Genomic DNA, 24,687 nt, shown 5'->3' with positions numbered 1-24,687 from the left:
CAATTGATAGCAAAAGTGATTGAATAAACAATTCATACATCATTTAATAAAAAAGGAGCTTAGGCTCCTTTCTTATTAGCATATTTTATTAATCTTAATTTAAATCATTCTTCTAACTAAGCGTGGTAACGTAAAGCTAGTTCGAACTCACAAGGAAGGGACATGGTAAATTTAACTGAGGTCAATGGTGTTGAGGTTATGCCTAAGCATAGAGCCAGTTGTCATTGTGGTTTAGTGGTCATGGAGCTTTCTTTACCAAAAGGAATACAGGATGTTAGGCGCTGTGATTGTAGTATGTGTCGCCGCCGAGGTGCTATTGTTGCATCAATCAATTTAGATGATATTCAGTTTATTCAAGGTGAACACGAGTTAAGCGTCTATCAATTTAATACCAAAACAGCTAAACATTATTTTTGCCGTCATTGCGGTATTTATACCCATCATCAACGACGCTCAAACCCGAATCAATTCGGCTTTAATGTGGCTTGCTTAGCAGGTATTAATCCGCTGAAAATTGATCAAGTAAAACTATATGATGGCGTGAACCATCCAGCTGACCGTTAGGTCCAGTACAGGACGTGTTAATTCGGTTTATTAGGGAAAAAATATGAAGACCATCGGTTTGTTAGGCGGGATGAGCTGGGAGTCCACTTCTAGCTATTATAAAGCGATCAATGAAGGCGTTAATCAGCAATTGGGTGGTCTGCATTCCGCTAAAATTAGCTTGTTTAGTGTTGATTTCGATGAAATTGAAAAGCTGCAACATCAAGGTAACTGGCAGCAAACAGCAAATACCTTGTCTGAAGCTGCTAAAAAAGTAGAACTGGCTGGCGCAGATTTTATGTTGATATGTACTAACACCATGCATAAAGTCTATGACGATATCGACGCCGCCATTAATGTCCCCATTTTACATATCGCAGATGCAACCGCAGACCGACTTAAGCTTGATAATATTGACACCGTTGGCTTACTTGGAACAGGCTTTACTATGAAGCAAGATTTTTACAAAGGACGCTTAAAGTCCTTGCATGGTATTGATGTTATCGTCCCTCATGATGCACAGCAAAAAGTTGTTCATGACATAATTTATCAGGAACTATGTCTAGGGGAGTTTAAGCCATCTTCTAAAGACAGTTATCTGCAAATTGTCGAGGATTTATTCTCTCGAGGGGCTCAAGCAGTCATCTTAGGTTGTACTGAAATTGCTTTACTGATTAATCAATCTGATACAGAAATACCACTCTATGATACAACAAGCATTCATGCAGCTGCTGCAGTGAGTCGATGTTTGAGTAAATAAGTTAGTAAATAGTCCTTGACGCTAAGCGAATCACAAACTTAAAACGGACATGATAACAATAATCAAGCAACACTAACTTAGGTTGATGTTCATGGGTAAAGAATTGGCTAAGTAAATTGTTAATCTAGTTCACTTGCGTTGATTTAATATAAACGATCTTCACTGGTTACAATCACTCCAAGCATCTTGGATGCTTCATATGCTGTTAATTAATAAAGCAAATACCTTTCATTACTGGCTGCAAATAATCTCACATCATGTTTTTTACTAAATACATTTCAATGTTAATTGTTGACAATAAGTTGCAGTTGTTACAGTTTATACCTACGAATTTTTAAATTATCCATTGATTACTCAATTTTAGAATAATGAGCATCAGACCTTATTGGTGATATTTAGATGCTTATTTTTGATGTTTGTCCTTATCGCTTGTTATGGCAAGTGAATGAGGAATGGGGTTATCAGTGAAAGTGAAATGCTAAAGTAGGATAAGGAGATTGTGAAATGAGTGGAGTGACCCAATTGCTACCTAAATCGATGATAGCGTTACTGGTTAGTGCTGTTATTGGTGGCTGTTCAGTGGATAAGGAACCCGATTCACATATCACAAGTTCTGATACTGCTATTATTAAAGAGTCTAGCACTAAAGAAACTAACTCAATAGCACAGCAAAATAGTAAGGCGAGCTCTGTAAAGAATTCGTTTTCGGATAGTGTACTAGCATCGATAAAGCTTAAGAATGCCGTTGCTTCTACCAAAATAATTGATGGTAAATCACAGTTAGATATCAAACTAAAATCAAAAAATAATCATAATGCTGGTTTTTCATTTAAACCAAATACCCCTTGGGATTGGAGTGAGCAAGAACAATTTGCTTTTGCACTAAATTTAACTAATCCATTACCTCGCTCGACTCATATATATGTAAGCGTAACCGACAGTGAAGGAAAAGGTCATCACCGTAGTTTCGTGTTACCAGCCAATAGTCACGATACCTATTATATGGAGTTACGAGGTCCAGACCTTAATGTTGAAACTGGATTACGTGCTAATCCTACTCAATGGGATTCAACGTATACCCCAATCATTTGGCGTCATGGTGTGAAAAATATTGATCTAAGTTCAGTTGCCCAAATTGAATTTAGTGTTCATGGTGTTCCTGAAGATAAACAAATTCTTGTTGATGATATTCGGTTAATAGATCCAAATAAGGTCAATCAAAATTATCTCGCTAACCTCGTTGATAAGTTTGGCCAAAATACCTCTCTAGATTTTGTCAATAAAGTCAGCTCCCCTGAAGAGTTAGTGTCTATATCGAATCAAGAACAAGCGAAATTATCTCATGTGCCACCAGCAGGGCGTTCAAAGTTTAATGGTTGGAAAGACGGCCCTAAACTTAAAGCGACTGGCTATTTTAGAGTTGAGAAATATCAAGATAAATGGAGCCTTGTTGATCCTGAGGGGTATTTGTTTTTTTCTACGGGTATAGCCAATATCAGAATGGCTAATACCTCTACTATTACTGGTTATGATTTTGACAGTCAGTATATTACACCCCGCTCAAAAGGTGACTTTACGCCAGAAGATTCAATAGGGCTTAACAGAGCACCTAAAGCGGCTTGGTCGTCTCGTTACGTCAGCTCAGAATTACGCGCAAAAATGTTCACATGGTTACCTGAATATGGTGAGCCCATGTCTTCTCATTTTGGTTATCGACGCGAAGTACATACTGGCGCAGTTGATAAAGGCGAAACTTTTAGTTTTTACCAAGCGAATTTGGCTAGAAAATATCAGACAGATGATACTAATGAAATAATGGAAAAGTGGCGAAATACCACAATCGACCGGATGTTAACGTGGGGATTCACCTCATTTGGGAACTGGGTTGATGCCAGCTTTTATCAAGCGGATAGAATTCCATATTTTGCCAATGGTTGGATTATCGGCGATTTTAAAACGGTGAGTAGTGGTAATGACTACTGGAGCCCATTACCCGATCCTTTCGACCCTGTATTTAAACAAAGAGCATTGTTCACTGCTAAGCAAATTGCTGCAGAAGTACAAAACAACCCTTGGTGTGTAGGGGTGTTTATTGATAATGAAAAAAGTTGGGGTGTAGAAGGTGATGTACAAAGTCACTACGGCATTGCGATCAATACCTTGAATCGTGATGCGAGTGAAAGCCCTACAAAAGCCGAGTTCGTTAAAATACTAAAAAATCAATATGCCAATATAGATGAGCTAAATAGCCAATGGGGCACAGCAATAGACTCATGGGACAGCTTATCAAAAGGTGTTGTTATATCAGACTTTAATGATGCCGTAGTGAAAGATTTAAGCACGCTTTTAGAACATTATGCCAGTGAATATTTTGCCGTCGTTAGCGGCGCTGTAAAACAATATCTTCCTAATCATATGTATCTTGGTGCCAGGTTTGCGAACTGGGGGATGACACCCGAAGTGAGAAGTGCGGCGGCCAAGTACGCAGATGTCATGAGTTATAACTATTACAAAGAGTCGATTAATGATTCATTTTGGGCATTTCTTGAAGACATCGACAAGCCAAGCATTATTGGTGAGTTTCATAACGGGGCTTTAGATTCTGGCTTAATTAACCCTGGACTAATTCATGCTGAATCGCAACAGGATCGCGGCCTTAAATACCAAGATTACATGTTAAGTGTGATTGATAATCCTTACTTTGTTGGAGCTCATTGGTTTCAATATATTGACTCTCCGTTAACAGGACGAGCTTATGATGGCGAAAATTATAATGTTGGCTTTGTCAGTGTGACAGATATTCCATACCAACCGCTGGTGGATGCCGCAGCAGAAGTGAATAAGCAAATTTACACGAGACGTTATGATGCTAAATCACAGTAATGTAAAGCTTTATCGACTAATCGTACGCTGGGTTGAGAGTCCAATGGCTCAAGTGGGTAAACATCAAGCTATTCAAAAGGCTGAATGTATAGTTAGAGCTGTTATCAAGCGTCAGCATCAGTCTGACGTTCAATCTAGTAACAGCAAAAAAACTGTTGATAGCTATAAGAAACTTGCTGCTTTTCTGATATTTAGTGTTTCATTATTATCGGTTAATGCTTATGCGTTAATTGATGATGTTCCTGTACTCCAATCAGAAAAATTTGATTTAGGTCTTAGTCAAGATGATGAATCCGTCAGTCATGCAAGAGTTGATGCAGGTGTTAAGGGAAATGTTGATACAAGAGTGGAGATAAAAGAAGATGTCACTCGCTATGGGGTTTATGAAATATTCGATCAAAGTGCTTTGGCTATATTGGATGTTAATAAACCCATTGAGCAACTTGCTACAGGCTTTGAATGGGCGGAAGGGCCGGTTTGGGTTAAGCAAGGTGAATACCTGTTGTTTTCAGATATACCTGCTAACAAAGTGTTTAAATACGACCCCAAGCATGGTTTGAGTATTTATCTGTCTAATAGCGGTTATTCCAATGGGCTCGTTCTTGGGGCAAATTCAAGTTTTCGCTCAAATTCTGATCCTATTAACTCAACTGCTGTCAACTCTACTGCTGTAAAATCAAAGCTCGATAGGTTGGTATTACTGCAATCTCGCTCACGTCAGATTGCTGTGATGAATACGCAATTGAATGACCCTCAAAGTGATTATCGTATTCTGGTGTCGCAATATGAGGGGAAACGCCTTAATAGTCCCAATGATGGCGTGCTCACAAGTTTTGGAGATATATTTTTTACCGATCCACCTTATGGTTTACCTCAACAGCTAGATGATCCTAACAAGGAATTAGCATTTCAAGGTGTATATCAGTTAACTGTTGGCAATGAACTGAGGTTGATTGACGATGCAATTAAATTGCCAAATGGCATTGCGCTGTCTCCTGACGAAAATACCTTGTATGTAGCGGCATCTGATCCTGATAGGCCAGCGTGGTATCAATATTCGTTAAATGTCGAAAAGCCTGTAAATCATAAAAGGGTCTTATATGAAGTTGCTGATTTAGACCCCGAACATAAAGGCTTACCTGATGGATTAAAAGTTCATCCTTCAGGGGTGATATTTGCCACTGGACCACAAGGCATTTGGCTATTTAATCCACAGGGAAAACTTTTAGCCAAAATCCATTTAGACAGCATTGCCGCGAACTTAGCCTTTAATACAGATTTTTCCACAGTTTACGTTACGGCTCATCATCAGTTATTAGCTTTTGATATCCAATAGCGTAACAAATAAAGCAATCACTTTGGCGTTAACAATAGCAATGACTATGCATTTGATTATGCATTTTTTTAGCACTGACCATGGGCTAAATGTTAAGTAATGCCTTGATAATTATAAAGGGAGTTTTAAATGAGACAGTATTCAATTCTATTTTGGGGTCTGATTTATTTGCTGCAAGGTTGTAGTCAGTCAAACACAGAGAATGAAATTAGCAGTAGTAAACAAAACAGTTTTCAACAAATTAATCCTCAAGAAAAAAGCACTTCAAAAGTGGAGAACGATCCGTTTAAAAATGAAGTTAAGTTAGCTAACTTAATTGATTTTGAGGATGACAAAAATCAACAATGGTTAACTCAAGACGGAAGTGAATATAAGGTTATTCAATCAAAAGATTCTGGCAATTTGAATCATCATTTGAGCATCGATTTCTCTAACAAAGCGAATATTTCTTCGCTTACTATCACCCCTGAACAGCCTTGGGATTTTTCAACTGAATCTGATTTTAATTTAGCGTTTGATGTACAAAATAAAGATGGAGTATCTATCCAGTTATACCTCAATGTTATTAACACTCAGGGACAATATCAGAGCCGTTCAATTAGTTTAGCATCAGGTTATAACGGCACGGTATATATCCCACTTGATGGCATCGAGGCTGAAACAGATATGGGGCTTTGGGGGGATGTTAGGCCTTGGAAAACCCAAGATGATTTAATGATTTGGCGCTCTTGGCGTCAATCGGGTGAAAAATTTGATCAAATTGCGAGCCTTAAGTTCTTTACTATCGGTATTTTAGAACCTAAATCTGTTGAAATCGATAATATTAGACTGCGAAAAAACCCACCTTCTGATAAAGAATGGATGGTTAATGTTGTCGATAAGTTTGGCCAAAATGCCAAAGTCAAAACACCTCTAACAGTAGAAACAGAGCAAGCACTGGTAGATATTGCAGCAAAGGAGCTCGCAACACTTAATGCTTCTACTGGAATGGCATCGCGTTCTAAATATGGTGGTTATACTGAAGGATCAAAGTTAACCGCCACAGGCTATTTTAGAACAGAGAAGGTTAATGGTAAGTGGTGGATGGTAGATCCTGAAGGCAATATCTTCTTTTCCCATGGGCCGGCGAATGTCCGTATGGCCAATATGACGACTTTAACGGGTGTCGATTATGATGATCCCACTATTCGGGTTAGACACAATGACGAAATCACGCCTGAAGATTCAATGGGAATCGTTAAGGTGAGTGATGAAGTTAAAGCAAAGCGTTATGTTATTTCGCCCACTCGTCACCAAATGTTTGAGTGGTTACCTGAATATTCAGACCCATTAGCTAAACATTACAGTTATCGTCGAACGACCCATAAAGGTCCCATTCCTCATGGAGAAACTTATAGCTTTTATCGCGCTAACCTTGAGCGTCGTTATGGCGAGTTAACTCCTGAGACTGACTACATTAAGCAATGGCACAAAGTGACTGCACAGCGCATGCAAGATTGGGGTTTTACATCTTTTGGTAATTGGGTAGATCCTGCTTTTTATCAATCAGAACAAGTACCGTATTTTGCCAATGGTTGGATCATTGGTGACTTTAAAACCCTATCTGGTGAAACAAACCATTGGGGGTTAATGCCAGATCCATTTGATCCTGTCTTTGCACAGCGAGCAAAAATTACGATAGATGCGATAGCCAATAATATTCAGTCATCACCTTGGTGTGTAGGGATATTTATTGATAATGAAAAAAGCTGGGGTGAAAGAACCGGCTCAGTTGCTGCAAGGTACGGTGTGATCTTAGATGCAATATCAAAAAACAGTCAAGATAGCCCGGCGAAAAATGCATTTATGCAACGTATCCAAACGCAGTACAAAACCGTTGAGGCACTAAATACGGCTTGGGAAATTAAACTTAGCAGTTGGCAAGAGTTTGCTGATGGCTTGGTGTTTGAAAGCTATAACGATCAAGTTATAAGTGATTTATCGATGTTATTAAAATTGTTAGGCGAGCAATATTTCACTGTGGTGCACGATACATTAGCTCAAGCTCTGCCAAATCACTTGTATATGGGCGCGCGGATGGCAAATTGGGGGATGCCTGATGAAATTATTAAGGCATCACTTAAGTATTCAGATGTGTTGAGCTTTAATATCTATGAAGAGGGAATGCAAACCGATTACTGGCAATTCTTAGAAGAAGTTGATTTACCCGTAGTAGTGGGTGAGTTCCATATCGGTACAGCAACTGATTCGGGCTTATATAACCCAGGTATCGTTCATGCGGCGAACCAAGAAGATAGAGCCAGAATGTATACCGATTATATGCAAAGCGTGCTTGAGAAACCTTACATGGTTGGAGCACATTGGTTTCAATATATTGATGAACCAATTTCAGGGCGTGCATTTGATGGTGAAAATGCCAACATAGGCTTTGTAACTATTACAGACGTTCCTTATCCTGAAATGATAAAAGCAGTAAAACAAGTGACTTCTACTATGTATCAGCAGCGTTATGAACAGTAACTCCGAACATAACGTTAACCTTATTTAATATAATTACTGTTACTTTGATGTTGTTTCGTACCTCTTATTCATTCATCTTTATACACATAATGGATAAGGGGTTAACGGAATAATGTATAAAGCGCTCATTTTTTTAGCTGTGTCGTTTAGCAGTTTTATAGGCTGGATTATTTACCAAGCCAATACGGGTGGAAGTAATGTCTTTTTCGATTTAGTTCGCACTATTCCCTATGGTGATAAAATTGGCCATTTTTGCTTATTTGGTTTGTTGACAACAATGGGATTACTGGCCAGTCGTTTAGCACACTTTAGCTTCAGAAATATTCGCATTTACTATGCTGTTCTAGTCGTCAGTATCTTTGTGTTAGTCGAAGAAATAAGCCAAGCGTTTATTAGTACGAGGACATTTGATTTAAGCGATCTCCTAGCCGATGCTTTGGGTATTACACTATGCTCATTTATCACGATTAAGTTGTTTACACGTTATTCCTATTCTTAATCTTCTAAGGATGAATAAAAAGCGTTGTAAATGGTGTTTTGTAGTTTGTTTTAGCAATTAAATATATAATTCAATATTTTAATGAGTGATTTTATTTCATCTCAATTAGCTAGTTGTGATTTGGCTGAAGACGTATTATTAATAATGCTGAAAACCTAAACCTAAACGGATGTTTAAAAACAGTTGTAAATTAGAAGTAACATTGGAACTATTTATGAGCGGCTTGTTTGTTATTATCATATTAATTTCGTCTTTCACTGTCCATGCTGAGCAAATCAAACCGTTCACTTCAGATGGATGTAGTGTATTTCCTGATGGAACCTTTAGCCAAAATGAATTGTGGTTATCATGCTGTACTGCTCATGATTACGACTATTGGCAAGGCGGCACTTTTAAGCAACGTCTTGAATCGGACAGACGATTAAAACAGTGTGTAGCAAAAGTGGGTGAGCCTCATATTGCCAATATAATGTTGGCAGGAGTTCGAGTCGGTGGCAGTCCATATTTTCCCACAACTTATCGATGGGGGTATGGCTGGCCTTATCCGAGAGGGTATAAAGCGTTAACCGATAGTGAAATAAGCAAAATAGAGATAATTATTAAGGAAGATAATGACAATTGATTATTCAAAATACTCATTGGAAGAGTTATTAGACGTTAAAGAAAATATTAATGCAGCTAAGTACCCACAACGATATCAAGATCTATTAGCAGAAATAGACAATCGGGCTAATAGCCCTGAAGAACAGTTATTAGAACAAAAGCAAGTTCAATCTGAAAATGAATTAGAGGACGCATATAATTCAAACTATGGATATAGACTTGAATACTTTGAGTTTGAAGCTAGAGGTGATGAATATAAAAGAGCTTTATTCTTACTGGCTTTTCTTCTGATTAATATCGTTTTTCTGTGCTGGGCTGTACCTAAATATCATGTGGCTCCATTATCTGAAGTCCACGAGTTTCGAACCTTAGTAGACAAAGTGAAGTGTAAAACAGAAACAGTTTACGACGAGGAGTTAGATAAAACTACTCGTTATTATGATCTTTATCTTCAGTCATACCCTGAAACATTTGCTGCGCTTGGTATTAGTCGAGCATTATGTCAAAAAATAGCAAAGACAATATCTGTTTCAATAAATGAGGCTGAAGCTCAAGAGCAAACAGAAATATCCCTATGGCATGAGCAAGGCCTGGTATACCAAATTGCGCACAAAAATCGTATTGTTTTACCTTATACCTATATGAAATCAAAAATTTATAATTTTCAAACGACTAGTTTCAAAATGAATTGGTTTTTATTAATTGGAATTTGGATTATATGCTTTCCTTCATTCATTAATGCTATTTTTCCAGGTACTTTTGTGAAAAATAAAAGCATCAATGTGTAAACCATGTTCTTAAGATAGTGTAAAAGGAATTTCTGTGCCTGACACGTTTGTGTTGAGATGATTAGCCGCAGTTCAAGGTAAACTAATTGGCCAAAAATACAGGTTAGTGTTAGTTTAATTTGTGTTCAATTTCTTAGTAAGCTGTTGAGTTGTCGATTTATTGAGAAAACCAATTTCAAGCTAAATAAGGATATATTATGCTTAAGACATTGATGAGTACTGCTGTCATCGCGTTAGTATTGACAGGTTGCTCTACCGCAAATAAACAAGCTGCGCCGGCTCCACAGATATCCCCTCAAGCTCAAATCAACTTTGAAACCTACACAGCTGAAGAGTTTTATAAAACGACCAGTGTGTTTGGCTCATCTATTAATCATTCCGGAAGTGCGGTTTTGGTAAGTAATGATGATTCAGGCATCTTCAACGCATACAAAGTGCCAGTAGATGGCTCCAAAACAACTCAATTAACGTTTTCTACAGAAGAATCAATTTTTGTTGAATCTTGGTTCCCTAAAGATGATCGCTTTCTTTATAGTGCTGACAAAGGGGGAGATGAATTAAACCATCTATTTGTTAAAGACCTCGAAGGCAATGAAGTAGATTTAACTCCAGGTGAAGGCTTGAAGGCCATGATGTTGTCATGGCATGAAGATGATGATTCGTTTTTTGTTATGACCAATGAGCGTGATGCTAAATATTTTGACGTTTATCAATACAGTACTGCAGACTATAGTCGTAATTTAATTTATAAAAATGAGTCAGGATTTACAGTTGAAAGCATGAGTCCCAATGGTCGTTTTATTGCCTTAAGTAAGAACCACTCTAATAGTAATACTGATTTATATTTGGTTGATTTACGACTAAAAATGAACAAACCTCGCTTAATTACAGAGCATGAAGGTGATGTGTCTTATTATGCTTACACCTTCACCAAAGACAACAAGCAGCTGTTATATGCGACAAATGAGTTTGGGGAATTTAACCAAGCATGGACCTATGATATTGCTACCAGTGAAAGTGAGTTAAATTATAAAGCCGATTGGGATGTAAGTTTCAGTTACTTCTCTAAAGATGGTCGTTATCAAATCACAGGTATCAATGCTGATGCTCAAACTCAATTAACGATAACCGATCACAACAATAATCGTGAACTCTCTTTGCCTACATTACCAAGTGGCGATCTCCGTGGCGTTAACTTTTCACAAGATTCTAAATCAATGGTGTTCTATATCAATTCAGATACATCGCCATCAAATTTATACAGCCATAAAGTTGGTACTGATAAGGTATTGCGTCTGACGAACTCAGGCAATCCAGCCATTAAAGAGCAAAACTTAGTCGCTGGCGAAGTTATTAGATTCAAAAGCTTCGATGGCGTCGAAATTCCGGCTATTTTGTATAAGCCAAAACAAGCTGAATTTTCCAAGGTTCCTGCATTAATTTATATACACGGTGGTCCTGGAGGGCAATCGCGTAAAGGCTACTCAGCTACAGTTCAGCACTTAGTGAATAATGGCTATGCTATTGTAAAAATAAATAATCGTGGTTCAAGTGGCTATGGCAAAACCTTCTTCCATTTAGATGATAAACGTCACGGTGAAGACGATTTACAGGATGTGGTTTACAACAAAAAGTACCTACAAACCCTAGATTGGGTTGATGCTGAAAAAATTGGCGTGATGGGTGGCAGTTATGGCGGTTATTTAACTATGGCTGCAATGGCATTTACCGATGAATTTAAAGTCGGCATTAATATTTTTGGTGTCACCAATTGGGTAAGAACCCTAGAAAGTATTCCGCCTTATTGGGAAGCATTTAGAAAAAGTCTTTATGACGAGCTTGGAGACCCTGCTACTGATAAAGAGCGCTTACATAACATTTCACCAGTATTTTTTGGTCATCAAGTTAAAAGTCCAGTACTTGTTGTGCAAGGTGCTAATGATCCAAGAGTGCTAAAAATCGAAAGTGATGAAATGGTCGAGTCTATTCGCTCCGGTGGTACTCATGTTGATTACTTAGTTTTTGATGACGAAGGTCATGGCTTTAGTAAAAAAGAAAATCGCGTCAGTGCTTCGAACAAATACTTGGTCTTTTTGAAAGCATATCTATAACGTTTATCTCTTAAATGACTGAAATGTTAATTAAGCCATTTGTGTAAACAAATGGCTTTTGCATTTATAGCAGTTATAGATTGGTATTAATGATAAAATTAATATAATCATAAGTTTGAATGTGACGAAACATGTAAGAGGAAAGGATGTGAATATAGAAGTTTTACACTCAGAAGAGTCGAAAATTGTTGATCAACTTGTTGATGGTGTTAGGGAGTTTAATTTTAGCCACATGGGTAATGAAACGTCCAAACCCTTGACTGTAATTATGCGAGATAGCAATAACACAATCGTTGCTGGCATATCTGGGCGAACGATATACCATAAATTTTTAATCAACGTGGTGTGGGTCAGTGATGAATACCGTGGTCAAAGACTCGGATATCAGTTGATGAAGTTAGCTGAACAGGAAGCCAAACAGCAAGGTTGCAAAGCTGCGCAAGTCGATACGTTGGCATTTCAAGCCCCAAACTTTTACCAGAAATGTGGTTTCGAGGTTATTGGAACAGCGCCTGGTTTTGACGGCTGCCCCGAACAGTATTTCCTATTTAAACGTTATGAATAGTAAAGGGAAACTCGCTGGTTAAATGAATTAAAATACTATTTGGCCAGCAATGGTTTTTAACAGAACTGATAGATTAATTTATTGAGCTAAAAACTTAATTACCACAGCGTTAATAAGTGCCTTTTTTAAAAGAACGCGAGGCTGTTTGCACTGAATTAATCATTTTTCCGAGCGCTTTATCTTTTGCTCTTTTTTGCGCTAACGTCGCGCTATTCATGGCTTGTTCTCGCATTAGTTTCTGGTAGCTAATCAATCGTCTTTGATCAATATCCCCTTTATCTAATGCATTTTGAATCGCGCAACCAGGTTCTGAGTTGTGCTGACAATCTGCAAAACGGCATTGTGTTGCCAGTTCAGTGATTTCACTAAAGGTTTCACTTACCCCTTGCTCACAAGCACTGAGTTGTAATTCTCGCATACCGGGAGTATCTAGAATTAATCCACCTTGTGGTAATAATCTTAATGCTCTAGAAGTTGTCGTATGGCGACCTTTACTGTCATCTTCACGGATATCACTCGTTAGCTGCGTATCTACACCCATTAAGCCGTTAACTAAGGTAGACTTGCCCACACCAGATGACCCAAGCAATGCGATAGTTTTACCTTGTTTGCAATAACCGCTGAGTTCAATTAAATGGTCTTTATCTAGAGCGTTTAATGCATGAACCATCACAAATGGATCAAGTGACTGTACTTGCTGACGCTTATCATCAGCATCTTCACATTGATCGGCTTTCGTCAGGATTATAATGGGTTCTACTTGCGCTTCTTTTGCTAACGCAAGGTAACGTTCAATTCGGCTTAAATTAAAGTCTTGGTTCAGCGAACAAACAATAAATAAGCTATCCACGTTAGAGGAAATTAGCTGAGTATCGATTTTACTGCCCGGTGCTTTTCGCTGAAACAATGATTGTCTTTCTAGTAAGCGTTCAAACTGAAGTTGAGTATTGAATAACAGCCAATCTCCGACACACAGTCTGTCAGTCTGTGTTGCTTGAAGGACTGTTTGGGTTAATGAAAATTGGCCTGAGTCATTCATTACCACAACCCCATTTCGATGGTGTTCAATGACACGTCCTGCATATAGCTTTTCATCAAGGTTTTCTACAGACAATAACTCAAGTTCATTGAGCGACAATTGTTGTTGAAAAAATGGTCGCCAGCCAAGTTGTGCTAATGATGTTTGTGGGTTCATATTGAAGACCTTGCAAATCTTTATGGTTATTTAGCTCGAAGACGGGCTGTAAATTATCAACGTGTTTTAAGCGATGACGAAATTGATGGAGAGATTTTAGCAAGAACTAACAAAAGGGGATTGTACAAATACGACAATTTTTAATATTGGTTTAAAGCTCCAGTAATCTTAATTGTTAACAGAAAAGCCTGCCTGCATGGTGAACAATGTCATTATTAAAACCTTATTGTAGTGATTTGTTTTGTGTGACGTAGAGGGAGTAGAACAAGTGTTGTTATTTATGGATATATTTTTAAAGGCAATTATATTAACTGGTTAGGTCTGCTAGTGTTGCGTGTGCTCGCTTGAATGATAGTGATGTTAAATATATCGAATATGGCTAATGTAAAGTAATGCAAAGCAACAAATAGATATTGCAAATGCAAACATCATATGTTTATATTGAGTTTCAATTTAACAAATTTCACAAATCTGTAAAGCGTGTTTTGAACGTTTTAACTGGACAATGTGGGGTTGATTTCAGTAAGTACAAATCTTGTTGGATGTGATTGTCATCATGGGATTTGATTATTAAAAGGACGTCCGTAAATGAAGCCTATCGTTGCCAAGTCAAATTTCGCTAAGACGATATTTGCACAAAGTGCTTTGGTGTTACTTATTTCTCAAAGCTTAATGGCTTGTCAAAATAATGAAAAAGCGCCTGAAACTGAGTTGGTAAGTCAACAAAGCAGTCAATCTTCAGTGGCACTTGATCAAGTTATGCCGTACTCAGATCCGAACAATGAAGGTGGCTGGGTATTAAATACTGAAATCAGTGATGAGTTTAACGCAGATGTTATTGATCAAGAAAAATGGTTTGTTCAAGGTGCAAATGATGAATACTACATTTGGAAAGGGCGCGCACCATCGCAGTTTGCGCCTCATAACGTTATTTTAGAAGATGGTTTACTCAAACTTCGCAGTCAGTGGGAACCCGACTTTGATTTTGCTGACGAAGCTTACGCAGATGGAAAAATTAAAGCCAAATATGGCACTGCAGAAAGTGGCGAGTTTATGCCTATTACTACTGCTGCTATTGTGAGTAATAAACGTTTTCTTAACGGTTATATGGAAATACGCTCTAAAGCGGTTAACGCATCCATGACTAGCGCCTTTTGGGCTATTGGTTACCAGTCTGAGCTTGATATTTATGAGCAAATTGGTAATCCAAAAATCATTGGTGATATTAAACCTGATCAATCTAAATCAACCGTTCATGATTGGAGCCCACCAGCAAAACGTCCCACACGTGTTTTTCATCATAAAGAAAACTTGCCATATCGCGTAGCTGATGAATTTCATATTTATGCAGCTGAGTGGGGTGAAGATTACTTAAACCTGTATTTAGACGGCAAATTACTGGAACGTTTTACTCAAAAAGAATTAGGCGATCGTTGGGTATTGAATAATCCACTAGAAATTTGGTTAGATTCAGAAATCTTTGCATGGCTTGGCATGCCAAATAAAGATGAACTACCAGCAGATTTCGAAGTTGATTATATGCGTGTGTGGCAAAAGCCTAACCCGCAGTTATTAGATAGAGCATTCTTTGGTTTTGAAGGGCCTATTTTATTCCAAGAAAATAAGCGTCCACTTAAGTTGGTACCTGAAAACTCAGCAAATAATGATTACCAAAAGTTCTGGGATATCAGTACTGAGTCAGCTAAATATGCCGAGATAACTAAAGAGCAACGCATTACAGGTTTGCGTAGCTTAAAAGTGTCAGCATTGGCTGCAGATGCTACGCAACCAATTATTATCAGCTCTCCTGAAGCTGCAGTTAAATTAGATGCTGGTAAGTATGTTTTTTCTATGCGCCTATGGGTTGATACCAGTAATTCGCTCAAAGAGTTTGATGTCACAGTCACTAACGATGCGAATACTGATGTTGGTTTTAATTTAAAGCCGATTAATTTAAGTCATATTGATCATGCACATAAAGCGCAATGGATAACCGTCAGTCAAGAAATTTACTTAACCCAAGCAGTTCCAGCGGATGCCAAACTGACAATCGCAATTGACCCTTCTCTTATAGCTAAAGAGTCAGCTTTGTTTTATATCGATGATATTTCGGTGGTTAAACAGTAAAGGGTACGACTTAGAGATATCAACATAGCTAAAAGCTAGTAAGACTGTTGTGCGGGCAATTTGGGGAAGAGTGTCAATGATCCATTTACATTCTTAAGAGCTCGCGCAGTCTTTACTCGTAGAACAATTTACTTATAAACACTTACTCATAATCACTTACTGATAAAGAAGAGCACAATCTAGCATCATTGTTCTAAGAGGTTTTGTAAGTAACTGTTGTAAAACATGATTTTAAGTAATTGTTTTAAATGAGTAGAGAAAGACCAAACAAGAGACAAAATAATGATAAACAATAATCTGAAAACATTGCTGACATTAACCTGTGTTGGAATAAGCACATTAGTAAGTCAAGTTGTGCATGCTAATGAAGCAAACGACACCAATTTAAAATCAGCACAACAAGTTCAGCCTAATGTATTGATCTTGATGTTTGATGACATGCGTTTCGATACTTTTTCTTACCGTGATGGCCCAGTTAATACGCCTAACATTGATGCGTTAGCTCATGAAGGTGTTCGATTTGATAATGCAATGACCAGTACCGGTTTATGTTCTCCATCTCGAGCTGCAATGTTTACTGGACGCTGGGGTCATAAAACAGGCTTAGATGACAATGTCGGCTTATATCATTCACGGGTTGATGAATTAAACCCAGAAGAAGGAGGCGTTATTCGCCGCGCCGTTGATGTGGGTTACAAGGTTGGCTACGTCGGTAAGTGGCATATTGGCGCTCAAGGCCCAGCATTACGAGGAGCTGAGTTTATATATGGTCACGATAAAGACGTAGAGCGTCATGGCCGTCAATGGACACCTTATGAAACACAGGCCAATATCGAAAAATTTAATCGTGGTGAGCGTGATGCTAATGGTGAAAAGCACGAATATTACCGTACTATGCCAGGCACTTTTGAAGACACTAAAGCGGGTAAAGAGGTTCGTGAAGGTCAGAAAATGTTGCGCGCAGCCGCTAAAAAAGACGAGCCTTTCTTTGGTATCGTAAGTTTTGAGCAACCGCATCCGCCTTATCGCGTTCCTGAGCCATACGCGAGTATGTTTGATCCGAAAACTGTTGAGCTACCTAAGAATCATGGGATTGAACGTATTCATAAGCCGATGGCTCAAGATGATATTTGGTGGCCTTGGCACGATGTAAGCCATATGACAGATGAAGATTGGCGTAAGTCTCGGACCTTTTATTATGGAGCGATCGCCATGATCGATCATGCTGTCGGTGAACTGATTGCAACGGCTAAAGAAGTCGGGATGTATGATGATTTACGCATCATTATCATTGGCGATCAGGGCAGTATGCTAGGGGAACATAACCTTTATGATAAAGGGCCATATGCTTACGATGAATTAATGAGAATGCCATTAATTATTCGTGACCCAAGTGTTGAACCGAAGATTATCCAACGTCAAGTTTCTATGTTGGACATTGCTCCCACATTAGCAGATTGGATGACGCTTGCTGACGATGGTGATGTGGATGGCCGTTCATTGGTACCACTGATGGAACAAGGTGATGTGGCTGATAAAGGTAAAGATGATATCGCGCTATATGCCTACGAATGGTACAACGGTGGCTGGTTTGGAATAAGAGCTATCCGTACCCCAGAAATGAAATTTGTATGGAACCCAGGTGATAGTCGTGATGAGTTATATGACTTGAACAACGATCCTTACGAAATGACCAATTCAATCAAAGATCCCAAGTACAAAAAACAACTAAAACAGATGGTTAAATATATGCATGACGAACTGGTGCGCTTAGAAGATCCTTCTATCGTTAAGTTTCGTCAACATATGAAAGGCCTTTTGTAGACTTATATTTACCTTGCGAATATTACTCAAGGCGTAATGGTAAAAATAGGTAACAGTAACTTGTCACAACAATCATGAACTAAACAAAAATTGTTGTGATGACATATCGGCGCTGTGATTACAGCATCAGTATTAATGAAAGCTCATGTTAACTAAAGCATATGTTAACTAAAGCTTTTGTTAACAACTGAATGTGTCAATAACACAAGCGCCAACAATCCCTGTTTTAGATTGGAAACCACTTTTGGCTGTATAGCCAAGAGCGGGGTTTTTGCGGCTCCAATGTTGGCAAAGCAGTAAAAATAATGTGAATTAGGAGAAATTATGAACAACGTTTTTAACACCAGCATCGGGAAAACTGCCCAGACATGTTTACTCGGAAGTATGCTAACGCTTTCAATGGCATCAATGACTTATGTCGCGCCAACAGCAGCTGCAAGTATTGGTAATCAAGGCCGTTATTTTACTAACAAAGTGACCGGAGCAACTGAAACCGTCACATTATCGGGTAGTGCAGCAGTGCAAACGCGAGCACTTCAAGCCGCTATCGATCGCGCTACTAATAAGCCAAATGGCGGCGTGGTAAAAGTGATGGGTAATGATTTGAAATTGGCGCAAGTTGATTTAAAAGCAAATGTTCGATTAGAAATTCAGTCAGGTAAAACCATTAAAATGGCTGATAAAGTTTTATTTAACCTCAACCGTAATGGTCAAGGTCCTCGTGCGCCTTTAATGCAAAATGTGGAGATTACCTCAACCGGTAATGCTCGTTTTAAAATTGACGTCAATAAAAATGCCATTTTTTTAAATGCAATTCCGGTACGTGTGGGTTATGTGAAGAACTTTGCGTTATCAAATTTTGATATCAAGGATAACTATTCTATTTTCCCATCACTATTTATGGTTGCTGATAGTGACGCTAGAACAGTGGCTAACAATGCGACTTATGGTCGGATTCCGCAAAAGGGTGTTGTCGAAAATATCTCTGCTACAAAGGTGGCAGCAGGTTACGCATTGATCCAACTATTCAGCGGTAAGCAGATGCGTCTAAAGAACTTAGATGCTGAAGGGGGTTTAACCATTCGTTTAGAGCCTGGTAGTGGCAGACCATCAGATTACTTAAACCAAGCAGGTCCCCGCGTCGGTAATATTGCAGATATCAAAATGATTGATATTGAAAACACTGAAGGTATGGCTGCTTTGTTTCTAAAACCGCATCAAAAGATTTGTTCTGATATCACCGGCACCAATATCCGTGGTGTAAACAGTGCATTTACCATAATGAGCAACTCAAGTGACTCTAGCACCTTTAGCCGTGGTTATTTTGAGCGCACTAAGTTCACTGGCCGCATATCTCTGACTAAAACTAAAAACACGCCGTTAGCTGATATTGGCGCGTCGTCACAATACTTTGTCGAACCAAGTGAAAGTGCGGGCAGAACTAAGATTGCTGATTTCCCGAACGATCCTTCTGGTCGTCGCTGGCATACCAAGCCAATTGCACCAGTATTGTTGGCTTCTGCGCTTAACAAAAACAATGTTGGCACAGCTGTAAAAGGGCGTTTTGGTATTGATATTTCAAATGCCAATATTACAAAAACGGGCAATTACGAACGTGCAACGAAAGTCTTTTACCGTGAAGATGCCGTCAAACTAAATGGCAAAGCCGCGACAGTGTGGATTAACAAATAAGTTTAGATTAAGCCTTAGCTTGGTCATTACGTTAATAAAAGTGTTTGAGCAGTGAGTGATTCGCCGCTCAAACACTATAAACATTAATAGTCATATTGTTGAGTGGGTCATGAAAAGGGGAATGCAGTGTTAAATCATCAAACAAATTTAGTGTTTAATATTAGAACTAATAAACAAATCGCAGCAGCCTTGTTATTTTCAGTATGCATGATGTTTATTGGTTTTCTGTTTGGGTTCTTCTTTAATGATTTAACTAATAGCGCTTCATCTAGATATGCAAGTGAATATCAAGAACGTGACCAAAACCAAGGCCAATTACAAAACTCAAACCCAAACCAAGAGAACCCAGCTCAGTTTACTGATGACTCAAACTTGATTAGGGTAACAAATAACAAACCGCAGCCAATGATTATCGATAATCTAGATGCTGTATCCAGTGAGGCAATGACATTTGAGCAATGCCAGCTGATTTCATCATTGTATGATCAACAATGGGATTTATCTTCTAATACTGAATTTTACCAGTTGATGAGTGATATTAATTCACTGCAAGATTCAGCGATTAAACAAATGGCGATAACAGCCATGTTGTCGATAACGTCTGTTGAGGATGAAGGTTTAGAAGAGGGGATATTTGAGTTTTTAATTGAAAATCCAAATGATGTTATTGCGAATCAACTATACCAACAAAATTATTCACATAAGTTATTGCCAGAACAGCGACAACAATTAAGACAGAATTTAGTCAATATAACAGATCCTAATATATTAACTGACAGCATAAAGCTGACTAGCCAAGTCAGTTACATGGCTGAAGAGAAAAAGCAGCAATTCAATCAAGCGTATCAGCAATTTTATTATTCCCCTTATGACAATGTTCGTGCTGCAGCCATTGGAGTGATTGGTGTGGTTTCAAGGGACGATGAAGTGATGTTATTAACGGATGCGCTATCAGATCCCTCAGATGCAGTCATTGATATGGCTTTAGATGTCATAGGAAAAAGACAATTAACCGATCCGCAATTACTCAGTGCATTAGAAGAATTGCATTACCAAAGAACCGATCAATTAAATACTGCGCAGCAGCGTGACATGGTAGAGCACATTCTTTTTGAATCAGGCGCTATTTGAATCAGGCGCTATTTGACTCAGGTGCTATTTGACTCAGGTGCTATTCGAATCAGGGGCTATTCGAATCAGGGGTATATGCATAAGGCTAATTCGATACATGTTTAGTCGGCAAGTATATGGTTGCAGCCGGTATAAAACTTTGAGCATGTGTATGAGATTTTGCAGGAGTTTTAATGTGAGAGTTTTCACATCTCAGTAGCTAGATTTGCTACATAAAATTGTACAGGAAAACGGCATTTATAATGCCGTTTGTATCGCGTTAAGCAAAATAAATTATCATATTTTATTAAATGAATTAAGTAACTTAGTTCTAGTAGTGATAATTTACTTTAGTGACGGTAAAGGCTTTGAGCGTTTAATGCGTAATAAGTTAATACACGCTAAATTAATACTCGCTCAGTTAATAAAGCATGATTAATGATAATTGCAGTAATTAGAGAAATGGATGTTATGAATAGATTACTTACTACAAGTTCAACATTAAGCCCGTATCAGCACTTGAATTTAAAAAGGACAGCTAAGGTCAAGGCTAATGTTTTGGGCGTTTTATCATCATTAGCCATGCTAGTGTCAACCTCGGTCACAGCTGTACCAGCTATCGCTGCAGAAACTGCGCATACCAGTCAGCAACAGCCGAATATACTGCTTATTTTGACTGACGATCTTGGCTATAACGACGTTGGATTTAATGGCTCGACTGATATTACAACACCAAACTTAGACGAGTTAGCTGCAAATGGGACTTCATTCTCACAAGCTTATGTGGCGCATCCATTTTGTGGTCCCAGCCGAGCGGCGTTAATGACAGGGCGTTACCCACATAAAATTGGTTCTCAGTTTAATTTACCTACCAAAGGTTCATTTGTTGGCGTTCCAACCAATGAGCAATTTATCAGTAAGCTACTGCAAAATAACGGCTACAACACTGGAGCAATCGGTAAGTGGCACTTAGGTGAAGCGCCTGAGTTCCATCCCAATGCGCGTGGCTTTGATGATTTTTATGGTTTTACTGGCGGTGGGCATAATTACTTCCCTGAACAGTTTAAAGCGCAATATGCTAACCAAGTAAAACTGGGCAATACCAATATCAATCATTACATTTTGCCTTTGGAACATAATGGTAAAGAAGTTGATGAAAACGAATACATCACTGATGCGCTTTCTCGCGAAGCCAGTCGTTTCGTTGAAGATGCAGCGACCGATGACAAACCATTCTTTTTATATTTAGCCTACAACGCACCTCATGTTCCTTTAGAGGCGAAACAATCTGACATGGATATGTTTCCTAACATTACCGATGAAAAACGTAAAACCTACGCAGGAATGGTCTATGCGGTAGATCGCGGTATTGGGCGCGTTGTTGACTCGTTAGAAAAGACTAATCAATTAGATAACACCTTGATTGTTTTTTTAAGTGATAACGGAGGCAAGCTAAGCAAAGGTGCCAGTAATTACCCGTTAAAGGAAGGCAAAGGAAGCGTATATGAAGGCGGATTTAGATCGCCAATGTTGTTTCACTGGCCTAAACAAGTTGCTGCTGGTCAGCGCTTCGAACACCCCGTGTTAGCGTTAGATTTATATCCGACATTTGCAGCGTTAGCTGGCATAACAATTCCGAGTCAAAAAAGGTTAGACGGTAAAGATATTTGGCCTGCATTTAGTGCCGGAGAAGATCCGCATAAAGATGAGCTCTTTTATGTTTTACGTCACCGTAAAGGCTATAGCGATGCATCTGTTCGCCGCAATCAATGGAAAGCGGTAAAGCAGGGTGACAAGCCTTGGCAATTGTTTAATGTTGAAGTGGACTTAAATGAAACCAATGATTTAAGTAAAAAGCATAAAACAATGTTGATTGACATGGTAAGAGAGATGGAAAAGTGGAGTTGGGATAATAAACAACCGCTTTGGTTCCATGAAGCCTATGAAGGCGCTGATTGGCGTTTAAAAGGCATGCCGCGTTTCGATCAAACCTTTTCTACCAGCAAGTAGATTTGACTCTCACTCATCTTAATTGATTGTGTTTATATCATTAGTTATGCACTTTTAAAGCTCATCGGTATTAACTCATCAATCTAATTGAGTTAATACCATGGCCCTTCATGCAGGAAGCACTCATGTTACAGTTTAAAAAATTATCGACGGCGCTCGCTGTCAGTTTAGCTATTGCCAGTTTGTTAGGTTGTGAAACTACAACTGAAGACTCTGGTTCAGCAGACACAGTGACCAATCAACGCATATTATTCTCAGACCAGCACCAAGATATCAAACTGGAAAGTGTTAATCGCCGTAAATGGGATAATCCGGTGATAGCCGATTTTGACCAGGATGGTTATCCAGACCTTTTGCTGACCGATCACGGATATTCAGTAAAGCTTTATTGGAACAATGAAGGCACATATTCGAAAGGTCATGATTTGATTGTGGGTGACATGCATGGCATTGGTGTTGCAGATTTTAATCAAGACGGAAAAGTTGATATTTTAATTTCTCGTGGAGGCGGTTCAGGCTCCAATGCACGTAATGCCAAGCTATATCATTTTGATGGCCGAACGATCATTGAAGGTAATGAATTTAACCCGCCATTACAAAACTTACGTGGCAGAACCAGTAAGTTTTTTGATGCAAATAACAATGGTGAATTAGATTTAATATTAATGGGTTTTCCTTCGCGGGCTAAGGGGCCAAAACCCAAAAGTACGACTGAAAACTTTATTTATCAAAATGACGGCAAAGGCAATCTCAGTTATGCGACAGATTTACCGCAAACTTATCAGGATGGGCAAAAAGTACTAATTACTGACTTTAACAATGACAAAATTGATGACTTACTTATATACGGTCATGGCCGGCTAATCGCTTTAAAGGGAAATGGTGATTTAACTTACACAGAAGTGACTAATGGTGTGTTTGCTCAAGATATAAAACATGTCACTGGTATAGCTGAAATTGATTATGATAATGATGGTGACTTTGACCTCTATCTTACCAGAGCAAGACCATTTGAAGCGGGTGACACCTTCTTTGATAAAGCCAGTAATACTTTTGCCTTTTATACTAAACGTGGCAAGTTCCGCTTTGAGGACTTAATCATTGGTGACACTTTTGAATTAGAAAATTACCAGTCACCTTATCCAAATCAAGATGTGTTTATAGGAGAGGGAGCATATAAGTACCAATTTGAAGGTGAGCGTCATAGTGGACAAAACATCAAGTTGGTTAGCAGTAATGCATTAGGCTGGCCTGACAAACTACCTAATAAAGGGCTATATGTTGGTTACGTAGGTAATGATACCTGGCGGATCGCAGGAAATACCTTCTCGCCAACGACTGGGGTAGTTAAAGGTGTTGAGCAATATGACGCAACAGAGCAATTGCCTGCGCCTAAAGACATGTTACTTGAGAATCGACATGGAAAATTTGTCAATGTCACGGCTAAGGCTAATCTAGTGATGAATGAGCATACTTCAAGTGTCGCGGTGGCAGACTTTAACAATTCAGGGTATCAAGATGTGTTTGTGGTTAAGCAAGGAGATTTGTCTCAGGCAACAGAACAGCTACTTTGGCTTAATAATGGTGATGGTACATTTACAGTTCAAGCGCACCATGGCATTAAATCACTGGAGCTCGGCGCAGCAGGCTCTGGCAGTGATGTGGTTGATTACAACAGAGATGGATTTAATGATCTTGTTTACGCAAATGAGCGCGGTCAATGGCATGTTTACAAAAACCAAGCGGTCAATCGCGATACGGGGAATGCGAACTTCACTGTAGTAACAGTTAATAACTCACCAAAGGATAAAGCAACTGCACAAGGGGCTTTGGTAAAACTTAGTGCTTGTGGCAGTAGTCAAATTAGGCGAGTCGGCGCATCTGGTGCGCCTTACACGCAATCTTATAATCAACAAATCCATTTTGGGTTGGGCGAATGTCAGCAAATTGATTCAGTTGAGGTCATTTGGACTAATGGCGAAACGTCGACATTTAAAGACATTAACCCTAATCAGATTAATTTATTATGATGACTTTTGTCACGACGCTAACACTATCTGTAATCGTTAATGTGAAATTGTATTCTTTAACTGTTTAAGATAAATTTAGCTATTGATTTTA

The 24,687-nt window shown here is 38.7% G+C and carries 17 protein-coding genes; 16 read left to right on the top strand and 1 reads right to left on the bottom strand.

Annotation, left to right across the window (positions count from 1 at the left end; translation table 11 throughout):
• Window positions 1–162: 162 nt before the first annotated feature.
• The 10 genes from Q4600_RS02555 (at window position 163) to Q4600_RS02510 (ending at window position 12,608) form a co-directional block, all read left to right on the top strand.
• The gene (locus Q4600_RS02555; protein WP_102527192.1) at window positions 163–564 is read left to right on the top strand and encodes a GFA family protein; all 402 of its coding nucleotides are present in this window, start codon (window positions 163–165) and stop codon (window positions 562–564) included.
• 43 nt (window positions 565–607) lie between these two features.
• Entirely contained in the window at window positions 608–1,303 is a 696-nt protein-coding gene (locus Q4600_RS02550; protein ID WP_303517701.1) for an aspartate/glutamate racemase family protein, read from the top strand.
• A 504-nt stretch (window positions 1,304–1,807) separates the two neighbouring features.
• Window positions 1,808–4,186 carry a beta-galactosidase gene (locus Q4600_RS02545; RefSeq protein ID WP_303517699.1) on the top strand — a complete coding sequence of 793 codons (2,379 nt, stop codon included), beginning with the start codon at window positions 1,808–1,810 and terminating at the stop codon, window positions 4,184–4,186.
• Complete coding sequence (locus Q4600_RS02540; protein ID WP_303517696.1) at window positions 4,167–5,522, top strand: SMP-30/gluconolactonase/LRE family protein; 1,356 nt, start codon at window positions 4,167–4,169, stop codon at window positions 5,520–5,522. The genes Q4600_RS02545 and Q4600_RS02540 overlap by 20 nt, the downstream gene beginning before the upstream one ends.
• Before the next feature lie 129 nt (window positions 5,523–5,651).
• Complete coding sequence (locus Q4600_RS02535) at window positions 5,652–8,042, top strand: agarase (RefSeq protein ID WP_303517694.1); 2,391 nt, start codon at window positions 5,652–5,654, stop codon at window positions 8,040–8,042.
• A gap of 112 nt (window positions 8,043–8,154) precedes the next feature.
• Window positions 8,155–8,541, top strand: a complete 387-nt coding sequence (locus tag Q4600_RS02530) for a VanZ family protein (RefSeq protein WP_303517691.1) — start codon at window positions 8,155–8,157, stop codon at window positions 8,539–8,541.
• A gap of 214 nt (window positions 8,542–8,755) precedes the next feature.
• Window positions 8,756–9,163 (top strand): hypothetical protein, encoded by a 408-nt coding sequence (locus Q4600_RS02525; RefSeq protein ID WP_303517687.1) that lies wholly within the window; start codon window positions 8,756–8,758, stop codon window positions 9,161–9,163.
• Window positions 9,153–9,932 carry a hypothetical protein gene (locus Q4600_RS02520; protein ID WP_303517684.1) on the top strand — a complete coding sequence of 260 codons (780 nt, stop codon included), beginning with the start codon at window positions 9,153–9,155 and terminating at the stop codon, window positions 9,930–9,932. The genes Q4600_RS02525 and Q4600_RS02520 overlap by 11 nt, the downstream gene beginning before the upstream one ends.
• Window positions 9,933–10,129: 197 nt before the next feature.
• The gene (locus Q4600_RS02515) at window positions 10,130–12,043 is read left to right on the top strand and encodes a prolyl oligopeptidase family serine peptidase (RefSeq protein ID WP_303517681.1); all 1,914 of its coding nucleotides are present in this window, start codon (window positions 10,130–10,132) and stop codon (window positions 12,041–12,043) included.
• 148 nt (window positions 12,044–12,191) lie between these two features.
• Complete coding sequence (locus tag Q4600_RS02510; protein WP_102527197.1) at window positions 12,192–12,608, top strand: GNAT family N-acetyltransferase; 417 nt, start codon at window positions 12,192–12,194, stop codon at window positions 12,606–12,608.
• Between the two features lie 109 nt (window positions 12,609–12,717).
• On the opposite strand, the gene rsgA is transcribed toward Q4600_RS02510, so the two are convergent.
• Window positions 12,718–13,803, bottom strand: a complete 1,086-nt coding sequence (gene rsgA / locus Q4600_RS02505; RefSeq protein WP_303517676.1) for a ribosome small subunit-dependent GTPase A — start codon at window positions 13,801–13,803, stop codon at window positions 12,718–12,720.
• Between the two features lie 588 nt (window positions 13,804–14,391).
• Between rsgA and Q4600_RS02500 the strand changes: the two genes are divergently transcribed.
• The 6 genes from Q4600_RS02500 to Q4600_RS02475 all read left to right on the top strand — a co-directional run bounded on the left by Q4600_RS02500 (window position 14,392) and on the right by Q4600_RS02475 (window position 24,596).
• A complete protein-coding gene (locus Q4600_RS02500) occupies window positions 14,392–15,930 on the top strand; it encodes a family 16 glycosylhydrolase (RefSeq protein WP_198589536.1) in 1,539 nt (512 codons plus the stop codon).
• A 282-nt stretch (window positions 15,931–16,212) separates the two neighbouring features.
• Window positions 16,213–17,754: a sulfatase-like hydrolase/transferase gene (locus Q4600_RS02495; RefSeq protein ID WP_303517674.1), complete on the top strand. Its 1,542-nt coding sequence runs from the start codon at window positions 16,213–16,215 to the stop codon at window positions 17,752–17,754.
• A 324-nt stretch (window positions 17,755–18,078) separates the two neighbouring features.
• The gene (locus Q4600_RS02490) at window positions 18,079–19,446 is read left to right on the top strand and encodes a hypothetical protein (protein WP_102435620.1); all 1,368 of its coding nucleotides are present in this window, start codon (window positions 18,079–18,081) and stop codon (window positions 19,444–19,446) included.
• 126 nt (window positions 19,447–19,572) lie between these two features.
• On the top strand, window positions 19,573–20,577 hold the full coding sequence (locus Q4600_RS02485) for a HEAT repeat domain-containing protein (RefSeq protein ID WP_303517671.1): 1,005 nt from the start codon (window positions 19,573–19,575) through the stop codon (window positions 20,575–20,577).
• A 537-nt stretch (window positions 20,578–21,114) separates the two neighbouring features.
• Window positions 21,115–22,566, top strand: a complete 1,452-nt coding sequence (locus tag Q4600_RS02480) for a sulfatase (protein ID WP_241906367.1) — start codon at window positions 21,115–21,117, stop codon at window positions 22,564–22,566.
• Between the two features lie 125 nt (window positions 22,567–22,691).
• Window positions 22,692–24,596 carry a CRTAC1 family protein gene (locus Q4600_RS02475; protein WP_303517667.1) on the top strand — a complete coding sequence of 635 codons (1,905 nt, stop codon included), beginning with the start codon at window positions 22,692–22,694 and terminating at the stop codon, window positions 24,594–24,596.
• The last annotated feature ends 91 nt before the right edge of the window (window positions 24,597–24,687 follow it).

Source organism: Shewanella sp. 2_MG-2023 (assembly GCF_030548905.1).
In the GTDB taxonomy this organism is placed as follows: domain Bacteria; phylum Pseudomonadota; class Gammaproteobacteria; order Enterobacterales; family Shewanellaceae; genus Shewanella; species Shewanella electrodiphila.
This window is presented reverse-complemented; position numbering and strand designations above follow the sequence as displayed.

Bases quoted from the DNA above. Each gene is read 5' to 3' on its own strand.
- Q4600_RS02540 (WP_303517696.1), top strand. From the start codon at position 4,167: ATGATGCTAAATCACAGTAATGTAAAGCTTTATCGACTAATCGTACGC.
- Q4600_RS02550 (WP_303517701.1), top strand. From the start codon at position 608: ATGAAGACCATCGGTTTGTTAGGCGGGATGAGCTGGGAGTCCACTTCT.
- Q4600_RS02475 (WP_303517667.1), top strand. From the start codon at position 22,692: ATGTTACAGTTTAAAAAATTATCGACGGCGCTCGCTGTCAGTTTAGCT.
- Q4600_RS02545 (WP_303517699.1), top strand. From the start codon at position 1,808: ATGAGTGGAGTGACCCAATTGCTACCTAAATCGATGATAGCGTTACTG.
- Q4600_RS02555 (WP_102527192.1), top strand. From the start codon at position 163: ATGGTAAATTTAACTGAGGTCAATGGTGTTGAGGTTATGCCTAAGCAT.
- Q4600_RS02535 (WP_303517694.1), top strand. From the start codon at position 5,652: ATGAGACAGTATTCAATTCTATTTTGGGGTCTGATTTATTTGCTGCAA.
- Q4600_RS02525 (WP_303517687.1), top strand. From the start codon at position 8,756: ATGAGCGGCTTGTTTGTTATTATCATATTAATTTCGTCTTTCACTGTC.
- Q4600_RS02520 (WP_303517684.1), top strand. From the start codon at position 9,153: ATGACAATTGATTATTCAAAATACTCATTGGAAGAGTTATTAGACGTT.
- Q4600_RS02490 (WP_102435620.1), top strand. From the start codon at position 18,079: ATGAACAACGTTTTTAACACCAGCATCGGGAAAACTGCCCAGACATGT.
- rsgA (WP_303517676.1), bottom strand. From the start codon at position 13,803: ATGAACCCACAAACATCATTAGCACAACTTGGCTGGCGACCATTTTTT.
- Q4600_RS02495 (WP_303517674.1), top strand. From the start codon at position 16,213: ATGATAAACAATAATCTGAAAACATTGCTGACATTAACCTGTGTTGGA.
- Q4600_RS02530 (WP_303517691.1), top strand. From the start codon at position 8,155: ATGTATAAAGCGCTCATTTTTTTAGCTGTGTCGTTTAGCAGTTTTATA.
- Q4600_RS02515 (WP_303517681.1), top strand. From the start codon at position 10,130: ATGCTTAAGACATTGATGAGTACTGCTGTCATCGCGTTAGTATTGACA.
- Q4600_RS02500 (WP_198589536.1), top strand. From the start codon at position 14,392: ATGAAGCCTATCGTTGCCAAGTCAAATTTCGCTAAGACGATATTTGCA.